Raw genomic sequence first — 18344 nt, 5'->3', positions numbered from 1 at the left:
AAAGTCCATCGACTGAATGGACCGCTGGAGGAGAGACGATGAAGCTTGCGACGTACACCGTGAACGGCGGCCAGGCACGGATCGGGCTGGTAGTCGGCAAAGGCTTGCACGATGTTGCGCGTCATCTGCCGCAGTCGCCTCCGACGATGCTCGGCCTGCTGGAAGCGCTGCCGGGCCTGCGTGCCGATCTGGACAAGATCGCCACCACCCAACCGGACCACGCATTGACCGACGTTCGTCTGCTGGCACCGATTCCACGCCCGGGCAAGATCCTGGCGCTCGGCTTGAACTACCGCGATCACGCGCTCGAAGCGAACATGGCGCTGCCGGAAGTGCAGACCTGGTTCGCGAAGATGACCACTTCCGCGAATGGTCCTTACAGCAATATCGACCTGCCCAGCGTCTCGACCAAGCTCGACTACGAAGCCGAGCTGGCCATCGTCATCGGCAAGAAGGTTCGCCATGCCACACGCGAACAGGCCAAGGCGGCGATCGCCGGTTACTGCTGCGCCAACGATGTCAGCGTTCGCGACTGGCAGTTGCGCACCTCGCAGTTCGTGGTCGGCAAGTCCTTCGATACCCATTGCCCTTTCGGACCCTGGATCACCAGCGCCGACGAGATCGCCGATCCGCAGGCGCTTTCCATTTGCGCCACCGTCAATGGAGAAGTCCGCCAGGACTCCAATACCCGGGAAATGGTTTTCGATGTCTACGCGATGATCGAACACCTGTCGCAGGCAATGACGCTGGAACCGGGCGATCTGCTGCTCACCGGCACGCCGGCCGGTGTCGGTGCCGTGTCGAAGCCGCCGCGCTACTTGAAGGCTGGCGATGTGGTGCGCATCGAGATCGAAGGCCTGGGCGCGATCGAGAATCGGGTCGAACCCGAGCCGCGCTGAAGCAAAGCTGCCGACGAACCGCGCCGATAGAGCGCGATCGTTCCATGCGAGAGAGGAGACGCTGATGCAGATGCAGAGTTCATTGCCCAATTCGTTGCCTGCAGGCTTCGAGGCGCTGGAGCCTTTCGTCGATTACTGGGCGGGTGCGACCAACGACATCCGCTGGGATCGCCGGGCTCGGGCCTCGATGGCCGAGATCCGCAGCTTCTACGACGCGGCCGTGCCGCGCGCCGATGAAGGTCTGCGTTATCTGGAGCAGTTCCCGCTCGATGCGATGCCGGACGACGCGATCCGGTTGCTGCGCCTGCTGCTGTCGCTGCCGCACGCGGCGATGGCGGTGGAATTCCATGGTCAGCCGCGCGCCGCCGCTTCGCCATTTCCACACGGCATGCATATCGGCCGGGGACCCTGGCCGCAAGGCTGATGAATCTCGCAAGCGGCTGTATCGCCTTTCAGTTGTCCGGAGAGTGCTCATGAGCGTCGTTGACCTGCAAAAGCCGAATACCGAATTCCCGAAGCTGACCGTGCCGAACGGCCTCGGCACCGGACCGATCCCGATCGCGCCCTATATTTCCCAGGCCTGGTACGAGCAGGAACGCGATCGCGTCTTCGGCCGCGCCTGGCTGTGCATGGGCCGGGTCGAGCAGCTGCCGGAAGCCGACAGTTTCATCGTCAAGGAAATCGAGATCTGCGGCGTCATCACGCTGATCACCCGCGATGCCAAGGATCAGATTCGCGCTTTCCACAACGTCTGCTCGCACCGCGCCAACCTGGTCGTGCACGAGACCTCGGGCAAGGGCAGCCGCTTCGTCTGCAAGTATCACAACTGGGCTTATCGCAATACCGGCGACTGCATCGGCGTGCCGGACCGCGCCAACTTCTTCGATCTGGACATGAAGAAATGCGGCCTGACGCCGATCGCCTGCGAGACCTGGGAAGGCTGGATCTTCATCAATCTGCAGAAGCAGCCGGAAGTGACGCTGACCGAGTTCCTCGGCAACTTCGGGGTAGCCTTTCGCGATGCCCCGGCCCCGTCCGCCACGCAGGCGTTCACCGTCGACGTGACCAGCATGCGCGCCAACTGGAAGGTGACCATCGATGCCTTCTGCGAGTCCTACCACGTACCGGTGCTGCATCCGTCGACCCTGGGTGACACCTTCGCCAACGACAGCAATCGCTATGCGCGGCCGCTGAGCGGCAATGTGCGCGGCGCCCATCGCACGATGACCACCTTCGGCAATCCGGACTATGTGCCGCCGGAAGCGTCGCTGGTCGAGCGTCTGGCCTACAGCAATATCGATACCGGCAACACGCTGGGCGCCAACGACGCAGCCGGCATGCAGGCGCTGCAGAACCATCCGGCAATCAATCCGAACAAGGTGTCCAACTGGGCAACCGAAATCTGCTGGCTGTTCCCGAACTACCTGATCTTCTACTCGCCCGGCGGTTTCTTCACCCTGGAGTTCTGGCCGCTGTCGGTGAACACCACACGCTGGGTGGCGAGGATGCACACGCCGGTCGCCGCCGATGTTCGCCAGCGATTCCAGCAGGAACATTACAGCTGCCGGATGGCGGAAATCTTCCTCGAGGATGTCGGCAATCTGGAGCGCCAGCAGAAGGCGATGGAGTCTGGCGGCAAGTCGGAAATCATCCTGCAGGATGGCGAATTCCTGCTTCGCCACTCGATCGAAACGATCCAGAAATGGGTGGCCTCGGCGACGGTGCGCGAAGCGCTCGCCGATTAGTCGATCACGAGCGCAATTTTCATGGACACCATCGCGGTCAATGTACTGATCGTCGGAGCCGGCGGCTGCGGCCTGAACCTGTCGATCTTCCTCGCTGATCTCGGCGTCGATTTTCTTTGCGTCGAGCGCAGTACAAGACTGGCAAACCTGCCGAAGGCGCATTACCTCAATCAGCGAACGATGGAGATCCTGCGCCAGCACGGCGTGGCCGATGACATCTATGCGATGGGCACGCCGCCGGAGAACATGAGCCGAGCGATGTGGCTGACCACTCTGGGCGGCGATGGCCCGCACGATCGCAAGGTGATCCACGAGATGGATGGCATCGGCGGTAGCGGCGATTCGCAGCGGGCGAGCTACGAGCGCGACAGCGCTTGCCGCAGCGCCAATCTGCCGCTGATCCGTTCGGAGCCGATCTTCCGTCGCCATGCCGATGCCCGCGCGCCGGGCCGTCTGCGCTTCGGCACCGAGTTGCTCGGCTTCAGCCAGGATGCCGATGGCGTGACGGCGACGATCCGTGATGTCGCCAGCGGCGAGGAATCGACCGTGCGAGCCCAGTACCTGATCGCTGCCGATGGCGGCCGCACGATCGGCAAGGCGCTCGGCAACAAGATGGTCGGGCCATCGGGCCTGGCGAAGAACGTCACCGTGCACTTCACGGCTGATCTGTCGAAAGTGCTGCTCGACGATCGGGTAATGCTGCATTTCTTCATTCACCCGACGCGGCGTGGCCCGTTGGCCAGCGGTGCGCTGGTGCCTGCCGGTGGAGCCGATGCGAAGTGGGGCCGGCACAGCAAGGAATGGATCTTCCATTTCATGGTCGCGCCGGATGATCCGGCGAAGTTCGATGAAGCCGTGGTCAGCCAGCAGATCCGTGAATTGCTGAAGCTGCCGGACCTCCAGATGGACGTTCACAAGATCAGCCACTGGATGATCGAAGCCGTGCTTGCCGAGCGCTACCAGTACGGCCGTGTGATCCTGGCTGGCGACGCCGCGCATCGTCATCCGCCGGCTTCCGGTCTGGGCCTGAACACAGGCATCCAGGACGCGCACAACCTGGCCTGGAAGCTGGCCCTGGTGACGCGCGGGCAGGCGAGTGCCGCGCTGCTCGACAGCTACGAAGCCGAGCGCCGGCCGATCGGCTCGTTCAACGTCGCCTGGGCGTTGTCGAGCTATTGGAATCATCTGCTCAGCGCCGCTTCGATCTTCGCCATCCATCCGGCCAACGTCTATGAAGCGGTCGGCCAGCCGGACGAGGACAACGAGATTGCCGGCCTGTTCGCTGACACGCCGGACGGCCGCATGCGCCGTGCGCGCACGGCCGAAGTGTTCAACACCCATCGCGTCGAGATGTACGACCACGATGTCGAACTGGGCTACGTCTACGAGCAGGGCGCGCGAATCCCGGACGGCACGCCGGCGCCGGCCCGCGATCCCTGGGGCACGGTCTATGTGCCGACCACGCGGCCCGGTCATCGTCTGCCCCATGCCTGGCTGGAGCGCGATGGCCAGCGCGTCTCGACTCACGATCTGCTCGATGACAAGGCCAGCCTGGTGCTGATCGCCAACGCCAGGGGCGCCGCCTGGTGCGAAGCCGCGCGCCAGCTGGCCACCGAATTGAAGCTGCCATTGCTTGCGGTCCGCATCGCGGCGGATGGCGATGCGCTCGACGCTGATCGCGCCTGGCAGGCGCTGTCCGAAGTCGACGAAACCGGAGCGCTGCTGGTGCGCCCCGATGCCATCGTTGCCTGGCGTGCCAGGCGGGGCGTTGCCGATCCACACCACGAATTGAAACAGGCCCTGCAGCAGATCCTGCGGCCGGCTCACTGAACTCCAACCTGGAAGCGACTCCATGCAAACCCTCGAAACCCCGGTCCTGATCTGCGGCGGTGGTGGTTCCGGCCTGAGCCTGTCCATCTTCCTGTCGGCGCAGGGCACGAAGTCGCTGCTGGTGGAGCGCCACGATTCGACCTCGCATCTGCCCAAGGCGCATTACCTGAACCAGCGGACGATGGAGATCTTTCGCGAGTACGGCGTCGCCGACACCATCTACCAGCGCGGCACCAAGTTCGAGAACATGCACCAGGTGCATTGGCTCACCTCGCTGGGCGGCGATGGCCCGCTCGACCAGAAGACCATTTACCGCATGGACGCCTTCGGTGGCGGTGCGCTGTACGACACCTACACGAAGGACAGCGCGGTGCTGTCTGCCAATCTGCCGCTGCTGCGCCTGGAGCCGGTGCTCAAGGATTTCGCCGAACGCGGCGCGCCAGGCGACGTGCGTTTCGGCAATGAGTTGCTGAGCTTCGAGCAGGACGCCGACGGCGTGACCTCGCTGATCAAGGATCTCAAGAGTGGCGAGACCTACCAGGTGCGCTCGCAGTTCCTGGTCGGTGCCGATCGCGGCCGCACCATCGGCCCGAAGCTGGGCATCGAGCTGGAAGGCCCGACCAACCTGATCGACATGGTCAGCACGCATTTCACCGCGGACCTGTCGAAGCACATCAATGACGACGCGCCGCTGATCCGCTGGTTCATCAACCCGGAAGGCGGCGGCGGCTGGGGCAGCGGCGCGATGGTGGCGATGGGGCCGACGCATTACGACCGGCGCTCGGAGGAATGGGTGTTCCACTTCGCGTTCCGTCCCGGCGATCCGGACTTCGACGAGAGCGTGATCGTGCCGCGCATCCGCGAGCTGCTGAAACTGCCGGACCTCGACATTCACGTGCACAAGGTCAGCCACTGGATCGTCGAAGCGATCCTCGCCAACAAGTATCAGGGTGGCCGCTGCGTGGTGATCGGTGACGCGGCGCATCGCCACCCGCCGACCACCGGGCTGGGACTTAATTCCGGCATCCAGGACGCGCACAACCTGGCGTGGAAGCTGACCGCTCTGGTCAAGGGCGAGGCCTCGCTGAAGCTGCTCGACAGCTACGAGCAGGAGCGTCGTCCGGTGGCTGCGCGCAACACCAAGTGGGCGCTGTTCACGTTCATGAATCACTTCGTCACCGATGCCGGCTTCGGCCTGATTCCGGGGGCGCCGCCGGAGGTCAATGCCGGCGCGTTCCACATGCTGATCTCCGAAGGCTACGAAGGCGACTGGGCCCGCGCCCGCATGCACGAAGTGCTGCAGACGCAGCGCATGGAGTTCTGCGCGCACGATCTCGAGATGGGCTTCCACTACGACGGCAACGCCGTGGTGGCCGATGGCACGCCGGCGCCGGCGCGCGATCCGATGGGCGTCAACTACGTGGTCACCACGCGTCCTGGTCACCGCCTGCCGCATGCCTGGCTCGAAGGCGCCAGCGGCAAGGTGTCGACACACGACATCACCGGCCATGGCCGCTTCGTGTTGCTCACCGATGCCAGGGGCAAGGCCTGGAAGGAAGCCGCGTCGGCCGCCGCGAAGAAGTACGGCGTGACCATCGATGTCTATGTGATCGGCGAGGGCGGCGATTACGCCGATGCTAGCGGCACCTGGGCGCAGCTGAAACAGGTCGAGGACGGTGGCGCGATCCTGGTTCGGCCGGATACCCATGTCGGATTCCGCTCCAGCGGCAAGGAAACAAATCCTTCGGACGTTCTTGCCCGAGTGCTCGCACAGATTCTCTGCAAGGCCTGAATCATCCACTCCACGTCGTCAGGAGCACCGTACACATGAGTACTACCGATCCCTTTCGTGTCGACGGCAAGGTCGCGCTGGTCACCGGCGCGGCACGCGGCATCGGTGCCGAAACGGCCGAGCAGCTGATTGCCGGCGGCGCCCGCGTGCTGATCACCGATCTGCTCGTCGACGAAGGCCAGGCGCTGGCGGCGAAGTTCGGCGCTGCAGCCAGCTTCTTCCGGCTCGATGTCACCCAGGAAGCCGATTGGCAAGCGGCGACTGCCGAGGCCATCGCGCGCTTCGGCCGCCTCGATCTCGTAGTCAACAACGCCGGCCTCGAACTGGCCGGATTCTTTGCCGACATGAGCGTCGACGACTACCGGCGGCAGATGGAGGTCAACGGCACCAGCGTCTTCCTCGGCATCAAGCACGCCATCCGCACGATGCGGCCGGGCGGCACGGCAGGCAGGGGCGGCGTCATCGTCAACCTGTCCTCGGCCGCCGGCATCAAGGGCGTTGCCGGGCTCGGCGCCTACTGCGCATCGAAGGGCGCGGTGCGGCTGATGACCAAGGCGGCAGCCAACGAATGCGCGCGCCTGCACTACGGCATCCGCGTCAACTCGGTGCACCCGGGCCTGATCAAGACCGAGATGGGCGTGAAGACGCTACGCGACTTCGTGAAGCTCGGCATCGTGCCCGACGAGGCCGCGGCCGAAGCCGCCTTCGAGGCCGGACATCTGCTTGGCCTTGGCCGTCCCATCGATATCGCGCTGGCAATTCGCTATCTCGCCTCCGACGCCGCGCAGTGGATCACCGGCATGGAGATGGTCGTCGACGGCGGCTATACGGCGGCCTGAGCCGTCGCGTTTCAGACCCGACAGATCGCAATCACAGCAGGAGCACAGCCGATGGCAGCGGACGATTTCATCGCCAACAAATGGACCCAGCTCGCGGGTCTCAAGAACGGTCCGGTTTCGGCTGAGTCCTATCGCTCGCCGGCGTTCTACCAGCTGGAACGAGAGCGGGTGTTCGGGCGCTCCTGGCTGATCATGGGAAGAGTCGAAGAGATCGCCAGGCCGCACAGCTTCATGGTCAAGGAGATCGAGATCTGCGAAGCCTCGGTGCTGATCACGCGCGACGGTGAGGGCCGCGTACAGGCCTTCCATAATGTTTGCTCGCATCGCCACAACCTGCTGGTCAGCGAGCCCCAGGGCTGCAGCCAGCTGATCAAGTGTCCGTACCACGGTTGGGCTTACGGTACGGATGGCGAGTTGCGCGGCGTGCCGGACGAGAAATGCTTCGTCGGCCTTGATCGCAAGACCGCCGGTCTTGCGAAGATTGCGACCGAAGTCTGGAATGGCTGGATCTTCATCAACCTGGAGCGCAAGCCCTCGGTCTCGCTCGAGGATTTTCTCGGTGACTTCGGCAGCTTCCTGGCCAACATGGAGTATCCGAATGCCGACAATCCGATCGTCGTCGAGGCCCAGCTCAACTGTAATTGGAAAGTGGTCGCCGATGCCTTCAGCGAGTCGTACCACATCCCGGTGATCCATCCGGAAACCATCGGCACCACGTTCGCGTCCACGAGCAATCGCACCGGCCGCCTGATGGACGCGCGCTTTTTCGGTCCGCATCGCTTCTGCTCGATGTACGGCAACCCGGAATATCGGCCGCACGATCACCAGAAGGTCGAACAGCTCGCCTACAGCCAAGTGCAGACCGGCAGCACCATCGCCGCCGGCAAGGTCGGCAGCATGGATGCCTTCCTGGCTCATCCCTCGGTCAACCCGACGCGCACCAAGAGCTGGTCGATGGATGTGAACTTCGTGTTCCCGAACTTCAATCTCGACACCGGCCCCGGCGGTTTCTGGACCCATCATTTCTGGCCGACCAGCTATCACACCACCCGCCATGAAGTGCGCTTCTACGTGCCCAAGGCGCTCAGCGTGCGCGAGCGTTTCCAGCAGGAGCATTACCTGTCGCGCGTGGTCGAGGTGCTGGTGGAGGACGTTTCCAACGTCGCGCGCGTGCAGCGCGGCCTGGAGTCCGGCGCCAAGGAAGCGATGTACCTGCAGGACAACGAAGCGCTGCTGCGGCACTCGGTGCATCACGTCGAGAAATGGGCGCAGTCGGCCACTGTGCAGGAGGCCATGAGCGAATGAACAACGCTCTTCTGCCAGCCGATTTTGCCGACCTCGAAGCGCATGCCGCCGAATGGGCGCTGCCCAGTTTCGATGCCCGCATGCAGCATCGTGCCGCGTCTTCGATGGACAGCATCCGGCGTTTCTACGATGCGATGCAGCCGCGCGCCGAAGCCGCCCTCGCATACCTCGAGAGTTTTCCGCTCGATGCGATGCCAGAAGCCGAGCAGCGCCTGATGCACCTGCTTTACGCACTCGCCCAGGCGGCGATGGCTGTCGAGATTCATGGCCAGCCGAAGGTCGGCCACGCCAAGCTGCCGATCGCGGTGCGCGTGCTGCGCGAACCGCTGCCCGTCTGAACCGCACCGGAGTCGCGTATGTCAAGCCTCAAGGGAAAAGTGGCAATGATCACCGGCGCCGGTTCCGGCATCGGCCAGGCCACGGCCAAGCTGATGGCCGAACGCGGCGCATCGGTGCTCTGCACCGACCTCAATCCGGAAACCGCAGAAGCCACCGCGACGATGATCCGCGAGGCCGGTGGCATTGCCGAATCGCTCGTCTGCGACATCGGCAGCGAGGATTCGATCAAGGCCGCCATCGCCCATGCGGAAACGCGCTATGGCGGTCTCGACATCCTGCACAACAACGCAGCGCTGCAAGACCCGAAAGTGCTGGCCAAGGATGCCGACATCGCCGCGATGGAGATCGACATCTGGGACCGCACGATGGCCGTCAACGTGCGCGGCACCATGCTCGGCTGCAAGCATGCGATCCCGGCCATGCTTCGGCGCGGCGGCGGCGTGATCGTCAACACCTCGTCCACCTATGGTCTCGCGGCCTACATCAGCCTGCCGGCCTACAGCGCCTCGAAAGCGGCGATCAACAGCATCACCCAGCACGTCGCTGCGGCTTACGGCAAGCGCGGCATTCGCTGCAACGCGGTGGCGCCAGCACTGGTGCTGACGCCGCTGACCGCAGGCTTCATCCCCAAACCGCTGATCGACATCAACGTCGACGGTGCCTGCACGCCGTTTCTCGGTGGCCCGCTGGAAGTGGCGCAGGCGGTGGCCTTCCTGGCCTCGGACGAGGCCCGCTTCATCACCGGCCACATCCTGCCGGTGGACGGCGGCACCTTGTGCACGCAGCCAACGGTGCCGGCATCGAGAAGCTTCTTTGCACAGGCCTCCAGCTGAATCGGTGGCTCGGTAGATTCGTTCCATAACAACGAGGAGAACACCATGGATCAAACCCGCAGCATTGCCCGCAAATATGCCGACCTGCTCTGCAGCGGCGCCTTCGCCGACGCCTTCGATCTGCTGGCGCCGAACGTGAAATACCGGATCATCGGCACCACGCCGCTGTCCACCGACATGCACGGCCGCGATACCGTCAAGGGCGCGCTGGTGCCGGCGCTGGCCAGCTTCAAGCAACCGCCACAGCTGACCCTCAAGGAGATCATCGTCGACGGCAATCGCGCGGTGATCCTCGCCTCGGGTCACGGCATCGGCCCCACCGGCCTGCCGTACTCGCAGCCGCATTACGCGATGGTGCTGCGCATCGACAATGGCTTCATTGCCGACGTCGAGGAATACGCTGATACCGTCGCCGTTGAAGTCGCTCTGGTCGGCAACAAGCTGGTTCCCGCCTGAGCCTGCGGAAAAGTGTTGTCGCCAAGGAGTATTTGATGAAAGCAGCCGTGGTGCGTTTGCCGACCAGTCTCGAATCGCTGTCGATCGAGGAACAAGCCGAACCCGCGATCACCGCGGGCAAGCTCAAGGTGCGCTGGCGCGCCTTGTCGCTGAACTTCCACGATTACGCGGTGGCGGCCGGCATGCTGCCGACGGCGGATGGCCGGATTCCGATCTCCGATGGCGCTGGTGAAATCGTCGCGGTAGGCGAGGGCGTCAACGGCTGGGCGGTCGGCGACCAGGTGATGAGCCTGTTCTTCCCGGACTGGCAGGACGGCGAGCCGACGGCGGCCACCACCAGCCGCCTCGGCGGTGATTCCACCGATGGCTGCGCGGTTGAGTTCAGCCTGGTCGATCCGGACAAGCTGACCCGCATTCCGAAAGGCTATTCGTTCGCCGAAGCGGCGACCTTGCCTTGTGCCGCGCTGACCGCCTGGCGGGCGCTGGTCGAAGTCGGCCAGATCAAGGCGGGCGATCAGGTGCTGGTCGAGGGCACCGGTGGTGTTTCGATCTTCGCACTGCAGTTCGCCAAGTCCTTCGGGGCGAAGGTCTACGCCACCTCGTCATCGCCGGCCAAGCTCGAGCGGCTGAAGAAGCTCGGTGCCGATGCCACCATCGATTACCGCGCCGATCCGAACTGGGGCGAGGCGATCAGCCAGTTGTCCGGCGGCGGTGTCGATCACGTCATCGATGTCGGTGGCGCGGCGACGCTCGATCAGTCGATCAGCGCGGTCAAGGTCGGCGGCAGCCTGATCATCATCGGCATCCTCGGTGGGCTGGTGGCCGAGATCAATCTGGCCAAGCTGATGATGAAGCAGCAGCAGATCCGCCCGATCGCGGTCGGCAGCCGCGCCATGCAGCTGCGCATGGTCGAGGCGATCGAGAAGAGCGGCATGAAGCCGATCATCGATGCCCGGTTTCCGCTGGGCAAACTGGCGGATGCTTTCCGCTATCAGCTGTCCGGCCAGCACTTCGGCAAGATCGTCATCGATATCGACTGAAGCCGGAATTGCTTAGGCTTCGCCGATGAGCGAACCGATAAAGAAGCGCAGCACCGTCGAAGCGCCCGCCACCGAGGTCGCCAAGAACGCTCGTGGCCAGCGGCGCAACCACGCTGCACGCTTGACTACCGCACCAGCGCCGGTGCCGAAGAAGCCGAAAGGCACCGCCAAGAAGCCGCGCGGCGCCGAGGTGCGCGAGCAGGTCCTTCACGCTGCGCTCGAATGCTTCGGTGCCTTCGGCTTCGAGGGCACGTCGACGCGAGCGGTGGCCGAGCGCGCCGGCGTCAGCCATCCACTGCTGCTCTATCACTTCGAGTCGAAAGAGCAGCTGTGGCTGAGCACCATGGAAGACGTGATCGGCCATTACCGGCTCGAGTTCGAGCAGCGGCTCGGTCTCACCGGTATCGGCGATGCCGTGGCCGGCCTGCACGCGTTCATCGAGAACTTCGTGCGCTTCTCCGCGCGCGTGCCGCAACTGCACCGGATCATGGTTCAGCAGAGCACTCAGGGCAGCGGCCGCATCCACTGGCTGATCGAAACGCATCTGCGCGCCTCGTTCGAGCAGGTGATCGGCATGATCATTCGCGCCCAGGCCGAAGGGCGCGTGCGCGGGGGCGATCCGGCTCGCTTGTACTACGCGATTATCGGCCTGGCCGGCACCTTGATGTCGGTGTCGTCGGAGTTCTGCGAACTGACCGGGCGCGACGTGTTTGCCGAGAGCGAAGTCGCGAAAACGATCCGCTACATCGACGACTTCGTCTTTCTCTGAGTGGCCGGTTTGGCCGCTGCAGCGGGCGGGTCCGCAAACGCCGTGCTGGCACTGATGTAGCCGAGCGATTCGGCCAGGCGATCCAGCTCCGCGCCGTTGCGCTCGCCGATGAAGCGGGCGCAGTACATGACGATCATCCAGCTCAAGACTTCGGCGACATCGTCGGTGGCACCAGGACGGCTGCGGCCCTTGCGCTGGATGGTGTCCAGCGACACCCGGCTTTGCGCGCAGATGCGGTCGACCATCGTCCGATACAGGCTGGCGACGTTCTGGTCGTAGGGCGCGGTGTCGTTGACGGCAGCAAGGATCGCCTGATGTTTCTTGAACGTTGCGACCATGCCGACCAGTGCCTGCTGCAGCACCTGATGGCGCGCGTCTTCGGCATCGCTGAGCCAGGTGCCGGTGCTGGCAATGATCTCTTCGGTGACCTGGCTCATCAGCCGCGCCACCAGTTCGCCCTTGTCGCGAAAGTGCAGGTAGAAAGTGCCGCGGGCGATGCCGGCCTCGTCGGTCAGTTGTTCGACCGTCAGTGCGGCGAAGCGATGGCCGTTTTCGAGCAGCCGTTCCATCGCCGCCAGCAGGCGTTCCTCGATGGTCAGCTTCGGCTGATCGCCGTGCTTGGCGCGGGTGCGCCGGGTCGGGCGGGATTCGATACGCGCCATGTCATCTTGAGTCCGGAAAGTAGGCGGATGATAAACGGGCTGCGTGCAGCTCCATTTTTCGGTGCCGGTTAATTTTATTGTCGTACTGTCTATTCAATATTGACACCGTGTCAATTAGCGGCAATCCTATGCTCGCAAGCACCCGGACGATGCCGCACGTCGTCGAGAGAGTGCGATAGGTCTGCAGCTTCCATATTGGAACCGCAGACGAAGAAGAACCAGCGAGGAGCCGTGATGACACCTGACAAGAGCCAGCCGAGCGCGGCGTGGATCGCCGAGTTGCGGGCGCGCTTTCCCACCGAGCGCGAGATCGATCGCGTGCTCACTCGGAAGATGCAGCGCCGTGCCGGCCCCGGCTATTCGCCGCTGGCGCTGGAGACGCTGGTCGACGGCGTCCGCTCGCTGCTCGATGCCGAGTTGAACACGCCTTACGAACTGCGCGACGCGCGCTGGCTGTCCGGCGGCGCCTCGAAGTTGCAGATGGCCTTCACGCTCGAATGGCAGCACCCGCAGGACGGGCTGTCGTGCACGGCCATGGTGCTGCGCATGGAGCCCAGCGAATCGATCGTCGAGACCAGCCGCCTGCGCGAGTTCCAGCTGATCCGCGCGATGGAAGGCGTAGTGCCGGTGCCGCCGGTCTACTGGTGCGATTCCGAAGGCGATCACCTGCCGTATCCGGCGTTGATCTACGGTTTCGCGCCTGGCGTCACCAAGCCGAGCACCGCCGCCAGCGGCGTCAGCGGCCTCGGCACGCAGTTGCCGGCGGCGCTGCGCGCCAAGCTGGCACCGCAGTTCGTCGAGCATCTGGCGAAGATCCACACCGCCGAGTTCCGCGGCAAGGGGCTCGATGCTTTCGACATCCCCGAAGTCGGCACCACGCAATGCGCCGAGTGGGGCATCAACTGGTGGGAGCGGGTCTGGGAAGAAGACTGCGACGAAGACGTGCCGCTGATGCGCCTCGCCGCTGCCTGGCTGCGCGCGAACCTGCCGGTGCTCGATCGCGCCGTCGTCGTCCACTCCGATTACCGCCTCGGCAACTTCCTGTTCACCGAGCGCGACACCACGATCACTGCCTGGCTGGACTGGGAACTGGGCCGCATTGGCGATCGTCATCAGGACATTGCCTGGACCACCAGCCGCGCGTTCGGCGCGATGGCCGAGGACGGCAAGACCTTCCTGACCTCCGGCCTGATGCCGGAAGCCGAGTTCATCGCCGCCTATGAGAAGGCCACCGGTTTGAGCGTCAATCCGAAGACCGTGCATTGGTACAAGGTCTACAACGATTTCATGATGGCCACGCTCAGTCTGGCCACCGGCTACCGCACCGCGCGCGGCGGCAAGACCCATCAGGACGTGCTCGTCACCTGGCTGATCGGCATCGGGCCGATGCTGCTCGAAGAGATGCGCAGTCTTATCGAGGAGAGCATCTGACATGCAGATGAGACCGCAGATCCAGATTCAAAGTGTGATCAAGGCGCTCAGCGATGTCGTGCTGCCGGCGATCGATCCGAACAACAAGCTGGCGATCGAGCAGGGCAAGTTGTCGATCGGCCTGCTCGCATTGCTTGCGCAGCAACTGCCGAACCAGTTTCGCTTCGATTGCGACGAACTGGCGCGACTGATCGCCACCGCGCGTGAACTGGTCGCGCAGGCGAAGGGTGGCGAAGGCACGCAGGCCGCAGTGGCTGCGCTTTATGAGGCAACGCAGATCGCCGGCAGCACGCTCGATGCCGCCCAGGCTTCGCCGGCCGATGTCGAAGCGATGGTGCGGGCGCTGAGAGTCACCAGCGGCCAACTGGTCACCGAGGTTTATCGCGATGGCGAAGCCGGCTGCCGCGCGGGCATCCGCGATGCGGTGCTGGCGATGTCGAAGGAACAATTGCTGCGCGACCGCTCGATGCTGCTGATGCAGGGCTGGGAGCCGGACCCGAAAGCCGTGCCGCCGATCGCGTCGCTGCTCGATGCCGGCGCGCGCTGAAGCGATCACGACCAATACGAAGCACCAACGAACAACGAGGAGATTCCGATGAGCAAGCTACCCCCGAACGGCCCGATGCCGATCCTGGACCCGATCAACGACGGCCGCCACAAGCTGCGCAACCTGCCGCTGGAGCGCGAGTCGATCCCTTACGTGATCGCGCTGCCCGAGCACGGCATCGCCGCGTTCGTCTACACCTGGGTGACCAAGGACAATCTCGCGGGCTCGGCGCTCGCGGCCTATGGCCCCGGCATCGGCGACACGCCGGTCTTCGAAGCGGTCGACGGCATTCCGATGGGCCCGGAGAAGAACTTCGACAACTGGCAAGTCGGCAAGCTGCACCTGGCCCAGGACCTGAAGCTGAAGACCGCGACGTTCGGCGTGGTCACGGACAGGGTCATCATCGATGCCAACTACGAAGCGCTGCACCCTGCCTTCGCCTACAGCTTCCATCCCGATGGCTGCCCGGCGTTCGCGGCGACCGATCGCCTGGAACAGGCCGGCAGAGTTCGCGGCACGATCAAGGTCGACGGCAAGTCGCTGGCCTTCGATACCTTTTGTGCCCGTGACCATTCCTGGGGCACGCGTGACTGGGGCCAGCCGCAGCACTGGAAGTGGCTGCACGCCTACAACGAAGGCACCCAGGTGCATTTCTGGAAGATCGAGGTCGGCGGCCGCAGCGAGTTGCGCGGCTATCTGAATCGCGATGGCCAGTTCGCCCAGGTCGCCAATGTCGAGGTGTCGTTCACCACCGACGCCCGTTACCACCAGAAGACCATCTCGGCCACCGTCACCGACGCCCTCGGCCGCAAGGTGCAGGTGGAAGGCGAGTACTTCGCCACCCTGGTGATGCCGCCGGTGCCGACCTGCACCCTGGTCGAAGGCGCGATGCGCTGCACGATCGATGGCCAGGCAGCGGTCGGCTGGACCGAGTTCATGTGGCCGACCGATTACCTCGCCTACATGGCCTCGCTGCAGTCCTGATTCTTTTGACGCGCCCGGTCCTGCCATCCCCCCTTTCAGGGATCGGGCGCATTTTTATTCTCAGGCGATCCGGCTGGTGAAAGCGGACGCCGTCAGCGGGTGCAACGGAGCGAGACGATGATCAAGCCGCAGGATGCCGAATTCCATTTCAAGCCCGATTCCCACTGGCAGTGGGTGGAAACCGTGGCGCTGTCCTTCCATGTGCCGGGGACCACGGTCAGCGGCATCATCTATGTGCTGACCCGGCCTATGCTCGGCGTCTGCATGGCCGATGTGACCATCCATGATCGAATCACCGATCTCTGGGAAGAGCAGATCTACATCGACAACCAGCAGCACCTGCCTTGCCCGAAGTCGCTGCTCGATTTCAGCTTGCCGAACGGCTTGAGCATCACCGCCACCGATCCGACCAAGCGCTATCACGCGCGCTACGAAGGCATCGACGACACCCATTTCGATCTCGATTTTCAAGCCATCCACGAGCCCTACGATCTCAATGATCCGGCGATGGATCCGATGGCCGCCGAACGCCACGGCCCGGCCTGGGATACCTCCTGGTCCGGTCACTACGACGTCACCTATCGCATCCGCGGCCAGCTCACCGTGCGCGGCAAGCGTTACGAAGTGGACTGCGTCGACACCGGCGATCGCAGCTGGGGCCCGCGTCCGGAACGCGACAATTCCTCGGTGATCTGGTGGCACGCCAGCTTCGGCGTGGCACTGACCGCGCACCTGTTCGTCGCTCATGATCTGGCCAAGACCAATGACTACGGCAAGCTGGTCAGCGGTTATGTGCTCGAAGACGGCAAGACCTACGGCATCAAGGAAGCGCGCGGCACGCAGGAGTACCGGAAGGCCGTGCCGATGGGCGGCGAATTGGAAATCGTCGACGTGCGCGGCAAGCGTTTCCAGATGACCTATTCGGCGCTCAACAGCTGCTACTGGGCACCGTACCCGTCGAACACTTATCTTCAGAGCTTCATGCGGGTCAGTTGCGCGGGCCAGCTCGGTTACGGGGTACAGCAGATCGGCCTGAGCCGCGCCTATCTGACCCGCAACCGCGATGCGATTCGCGCGCGCTGCTGAGCCATAACCAGAAAGAACAGCGAGGAGAGCAGCATGGCAGTCGTGGACAAGAACCGTCCCAGCCCCGAGTGGATCGAGCACCTGCGCAAGCGCTATCCCTGCGAGCAGGAAATCGATCGCGTGCTCACCCGCAAGCTCGAACGCCGCGCCGGGCCGCCGTACGCGCCGGTCAGCCTCGACACCTTGCAGGCCGGTACTGAAGCGCTGCTCAGAACCCAGCTGACCGAGCCGTTCACGATCACCGATACCCGCTGGTTGTCCGGTGGTGCCTCGAAGCTGCAGATGGCTTTCGTGCTGCACTGGAATCAGCCCGGCATCGGCCGCAGCTCGACGCCGCTGGTGCTGCGCATGGAGCCTTCGGAAGCGATCACCGAAACCAGCCGCCTGCGCGAGTTCCAGATCATCAAGGCGATGGAAGGCAAGGTGCCGGTGCCACCGACGTACTGGATCGACGCCTATGGCGAATACCTGCCGTATCCGGCGATCGTCTACGGCTTTGCCGAAGGCGTGACCAAGCCGTCGAAGTCGACCAGCACGGTCAGCGGCGTCGGCACCTCCATTCCGCCGGAGATCCGCGAAGCGCTCGGCCAGCAGTTCGTCGACCATCTGGCGATCACGCATACCTTCGACTGGCAGCAGGCTGACATCGGCGCCTACGATCGCCCGGCCGCCGGCACCGAAGCGCTGGAATGGGCGCTGAATCACTGGGAACGGGTCTGGGAAGAGGATTCCCACGAGGACGTGCCGCTGATGCGCCTGACCATGGCCTGGCTGCGCAGGAACATGCCGCCGATCGATCACATCTCGATGGTCCACGGCGACTACCGGCTCGGCAACTTCCTGTACACCGAGCACGATCTGCGCATCTCCGCCTGGCTCGACTGGGAACTGGCCTACCTCGGTGATCGCCATGAGGATCTGTCCTGGTCGGCGAAGCGCCAGTTCGGCCAGATGGCCGAAGACGGCAAGACCTTCCTGGTCGCCGGCTGCCTGCCGATCGAGGAATACCTGGCCCGCTACGAGCGCGCCTCCGGCCTCAAGGTCGATCCCAAGCGCATGCGCTATTACGACATCTTCAACAACTACAAATGCCTGGCCATCGTGCTGGCTACCGGCTACCGCGCGCCGCTCAACGGCAAGACCCATCAGGACGTGCTCGTCGCCTGGCTGAGCGGCATTTCCTATCCGCTGCTCGAAGAGCTGCGAACCCAGATGGCGGAGGTGCTCTGACATGGAACTTCGTCCCAGCTTCCAGATTCCAGCGCTGATCAAGTCGCTGACCGATGTCGTGCTGCCGGCCGTCGATCCGGCCAACAAGCTGGCCCAGGAACAGGGGCAGCTGGTGGTTGCCATGCTGCATCTGATGGCGCAGCGCCTGCCGCTGCAGTACCGCTACGACTGCCACGAGCTGAAGCAGTTTCTCGGCCTGGCCGACAGCCTCGCCACCCACGGCGCAGCGCTGCCCGAACTCGGTGAAACGCTGGCTGCGCTGGCGACTAGCGTCGAAACCGGACGCTACGTGCTGAGCCGTGCCGGCGTTGCACCGGCCGAGCTGGAAGCGACCAACCTGGCGCTGCGCACCAGCGTCGGCGCCGCGATCAGTGCTTCTGCGATGGCTGCCGATGGCCCAGCCACGAAAGCGATCAACGCCGCCGTGATGGCCCACGCGCAGGAGATGCTGCTGCGCGAGCGCGCCTGGCTGGCGATGCAGGGCTGGGAAGGCCCGAATGCCGGGCTGCCGGCGGTCGAAACGCTGATCGGCGACTGAAACGCTGCTGCGATCCGCC

The 18344-nt window shown here is 64.2% G+C and carries 19 protein-coding genes; 18 read left to right on the top strand and 1 reads right to left on the bottom strand.

Going from position 1 to position 18344, the window contains the following annotated elements; genetic code table 11:
• The first annotated feature begins 38 nt into the window (after positions 1-38).
• The 12 genes from G513_RS0113380 to G513_RS0113325 all read left to right on the top strand — a co-directional run bounded on the left by G513_RS0113380 (position 39) and on the right by G513_RS0113325 (position 11847).
• Positions 39-899 (top strand): fumarylacetoacetate hydrolase family protein, encoded by an 861-nt coding sequence (locus G513_RS0113380; RefSeq protein ID WP_022977359.1) that lies wholly within the window; start codon positions 39-41, stop codon positions 897-899.
• Between the two features lie 64 nt (positions 900-963).
• On the top strand, positions 964-1323 hold the full coding sequence (locus tag G513_RS0113375; RefSeq protein ID WP_022977358.1) for a hypothetical protein: 360 nt from the start codon (positions 964-966) through the stop codon (positions 1321-1323).
• 49 nt (positions 1324-1372) lie between these two features.
• Complete coding sequence (locus G513_RS0113370) at positions 1373-2644, top strand: aromatic ring-hydroxylating oxygenase subunit alpha (protein ID WP_022977357.1); 1272 nt, start codon at positions 1373-1375, stop codon at positions 2642-2644.
• Between the two features lie 21 nt (positions 2645-2665).
• Positions 2666-4474, top strand: a complete 1809-nt coding sequence (locus G513_RS0113365) for an FAD-dependent monooxygenase (RefSeq protein ID WP_022977356.1) — start codon at positions 2666-2668, stop codon at positions 4472-4474.
• Positions 4475-4496: 22 nt separating this feature from the next.
• Positions 4497-6266 carry an FAD-dependent monooxygenase gene (locus tag G513_RS0113360; RefSeq protein WP_022977355.1) on the top strand — a complete coding sequence of 590 codons (1770 nt, stop codon included), beginning with the start codon at positions 4497-4499 and terminating at the stop codon, positions 6264-6266.
• Between the two features lie 35 nt (positions 6267-6301).
• On the top strand, positions 6302-7105 hold the full coding sequence (locus tag G513_RS0113355; RefSeq protein ID WP_022977354.1) for a glucose 1-dehydrogenase: 804 nt from the start codon (positions 6302-6304) through the stop codon (positions 7103-7105).
• Positions 7106-7156: 51 nt separating this feature from the next.
• The gene (locus tag G513_RS0113350) at positions 7157-8410 is read left to right on the top strand and encodes an aromatic ring-hydroxylating oxygenase subunit alpha (protein ID WP_022977353.1); all 1254 of its coding nucleotides are present in this window, start codon (positions 7157-7159) and stop codon (positions 8408-8410) included.
• Positions 8407-8748, top strand: coding sequence for a hypothetical protein (locus tag G513_RS0113345; protein ID WP_022977352.1), 342 nt, complete (start codon positions 8407-8409; stop codon positions 8746-8748). Before G513_RS0113350 ends, G513_RS0113345 begins: the two co-directional genes overlap by 4 nt.
• 18 nt (positions 8749-8766) lie before the next feature.
• Positions 8767-9582 (top strand): SDR family NAD(P)-dependent oxidoreductase, encoded by an 816-nt coding sequence (locus G513_RS0113340; RefSeq protein ID WP_022977351.1) that lies wholly within the window; start codon positions 8767-8769, stop codon positions 9580-9582.
• 45 nt (positions 9583-9627) lie between these two features.
• Positions 9628-10038 (top strand): nuclear transport factor 2 family protein, encoded by a 411-nt coding sequence (locus G513_RS0113335; protein ID WP_022977350.1) that lies wholly within the window; start codon positions 9628-9630, stop codon positions 10036-10038.
• Positions 10039-10073: 35 nt separating this feature from the next.
• The gene (locus G513_RS0113330) at positions 10074-11078 is read left to right on the top strand and encodes a zinc-dependent alcohol dehydrogenase family protein (protein ID WP_022977349.1); all 1005 of its coding nucleotides are present in this window, start codon (positions 10074-10076) and stop codon (positions 11076-11078) included.
• 25 nt (positions 11079-11103) lie between these two features.
• A complete protein-coding gene (locus G513_RS0113325; RefSeq protein WP_022977348.1) occupies positions 11104-11847 on the top strand; it encodes a TetR/AcrR family transcriptional regulator in 744 nt (247 codons plus the stop codon).
• Here the strand turns inward: G513_RS0113325 and G513_RS0113320 are convergent.
• Positions 11820-12509: a TetR/AcrR family transcriptional regulator gene (locus tag G513_RS0113320; RefSeq protein WP_022977347.1), complete on the bottom strand. Its 690-nt coding sequence runs from the start codon at positions 12507-12509 to the stop codon at positions 11820-11822. The two genes, G513_RS0113325 and G513_RS0113320, sit on opposite strands and share 28 nt — an antisense overlap.
• A gap of 234 nt (positions 12510-12743) precedes the next feature.
• Between G513_RS0113320 and G513_RS0113315 the strand changes: the two genes are divergently transcribed.
• The 6 genes from G513_RS0113315 (at position 12744) to G513_RS0113290 (ending at position 18325) form a co-directional block, all read left to right on the top strand.
• Positions 12744-13940: a phosphotransferase family protein gene (locus G513_RS0113315; protein ID WP_033417814.1), complete on the top strand. Its 1197-nt coding sequence runs from the start codon at positions 12744-12746 to the stop codon at positions 13938-13940.
• Position 13941: 1 nt separating this feature from the next.
• On the top strand, positions 13942-14487 hold the full coding sequence (locus G513_RS0113310) for a hypothetical protein (RefSeq protein ID WP_022977345.1): 546 nt from the start codon (positions 13942-13944) through the stop codon (positions 14485-14487).
• 48 nt (positions 14488-14535) lie between these two features.
• A complete protein-coding gene (locus tag G513_RS0113305) occupies positions 14536-15471 on the top strand; it encodes a DUF7064 domain-containing protein (RefSeq protein WP_022977344.1) in 936 nt (311 codons plus the stop codon).
• A 117-nt stretch (positions 15472-15588) separates the two neighbouring features.
• Positions 15589-16557, top strand: coding sequence for a DUF7064 domain-containing protein (locus tag G513_RS0113300; protein WP_022977343.1), 969 nt, complete (start codon positions 15589-15591; stop codon positions 16555-16557).
• Between the two features lie 33 nt (positions 16558-16590).
• A complete protein-coding gene (locus G513_RS0113295; protein WP_022977342.1) occupies positions 16591-17787 on the top strand; it encodes a phosphotransferase family protein in 1197 nt (398 codons plus the stop codon).
• Position 17788: 1 nt separating this feature from the next.
• A complete protein-coding gene (locus tag G513_RS0113290) occupies positions 17789-18325 on the top strand; it encodes a hypothetical protein (RefSeq protein ID WP_022977341.1) in 537 nt (178 codons plus the stop codon).
• Positions 18326-18344: the final 19 nt, after the last annotated feature.

This window comes from Nevskia ramosa DSM 11499 (genome assembly GCF_000420645.1).
Classification (GTDB): domain Bacteria; phylum Pseudomonadota; class Gammaproteobacteria; order Nevskiales; family Nevskiaceae; genus Nevskia; species Nevskia ramosa.
Note: the sequence above shows the minus strand (reverse complement) of the source record. Positions and strands in the feature narration are given on the sequence as shown.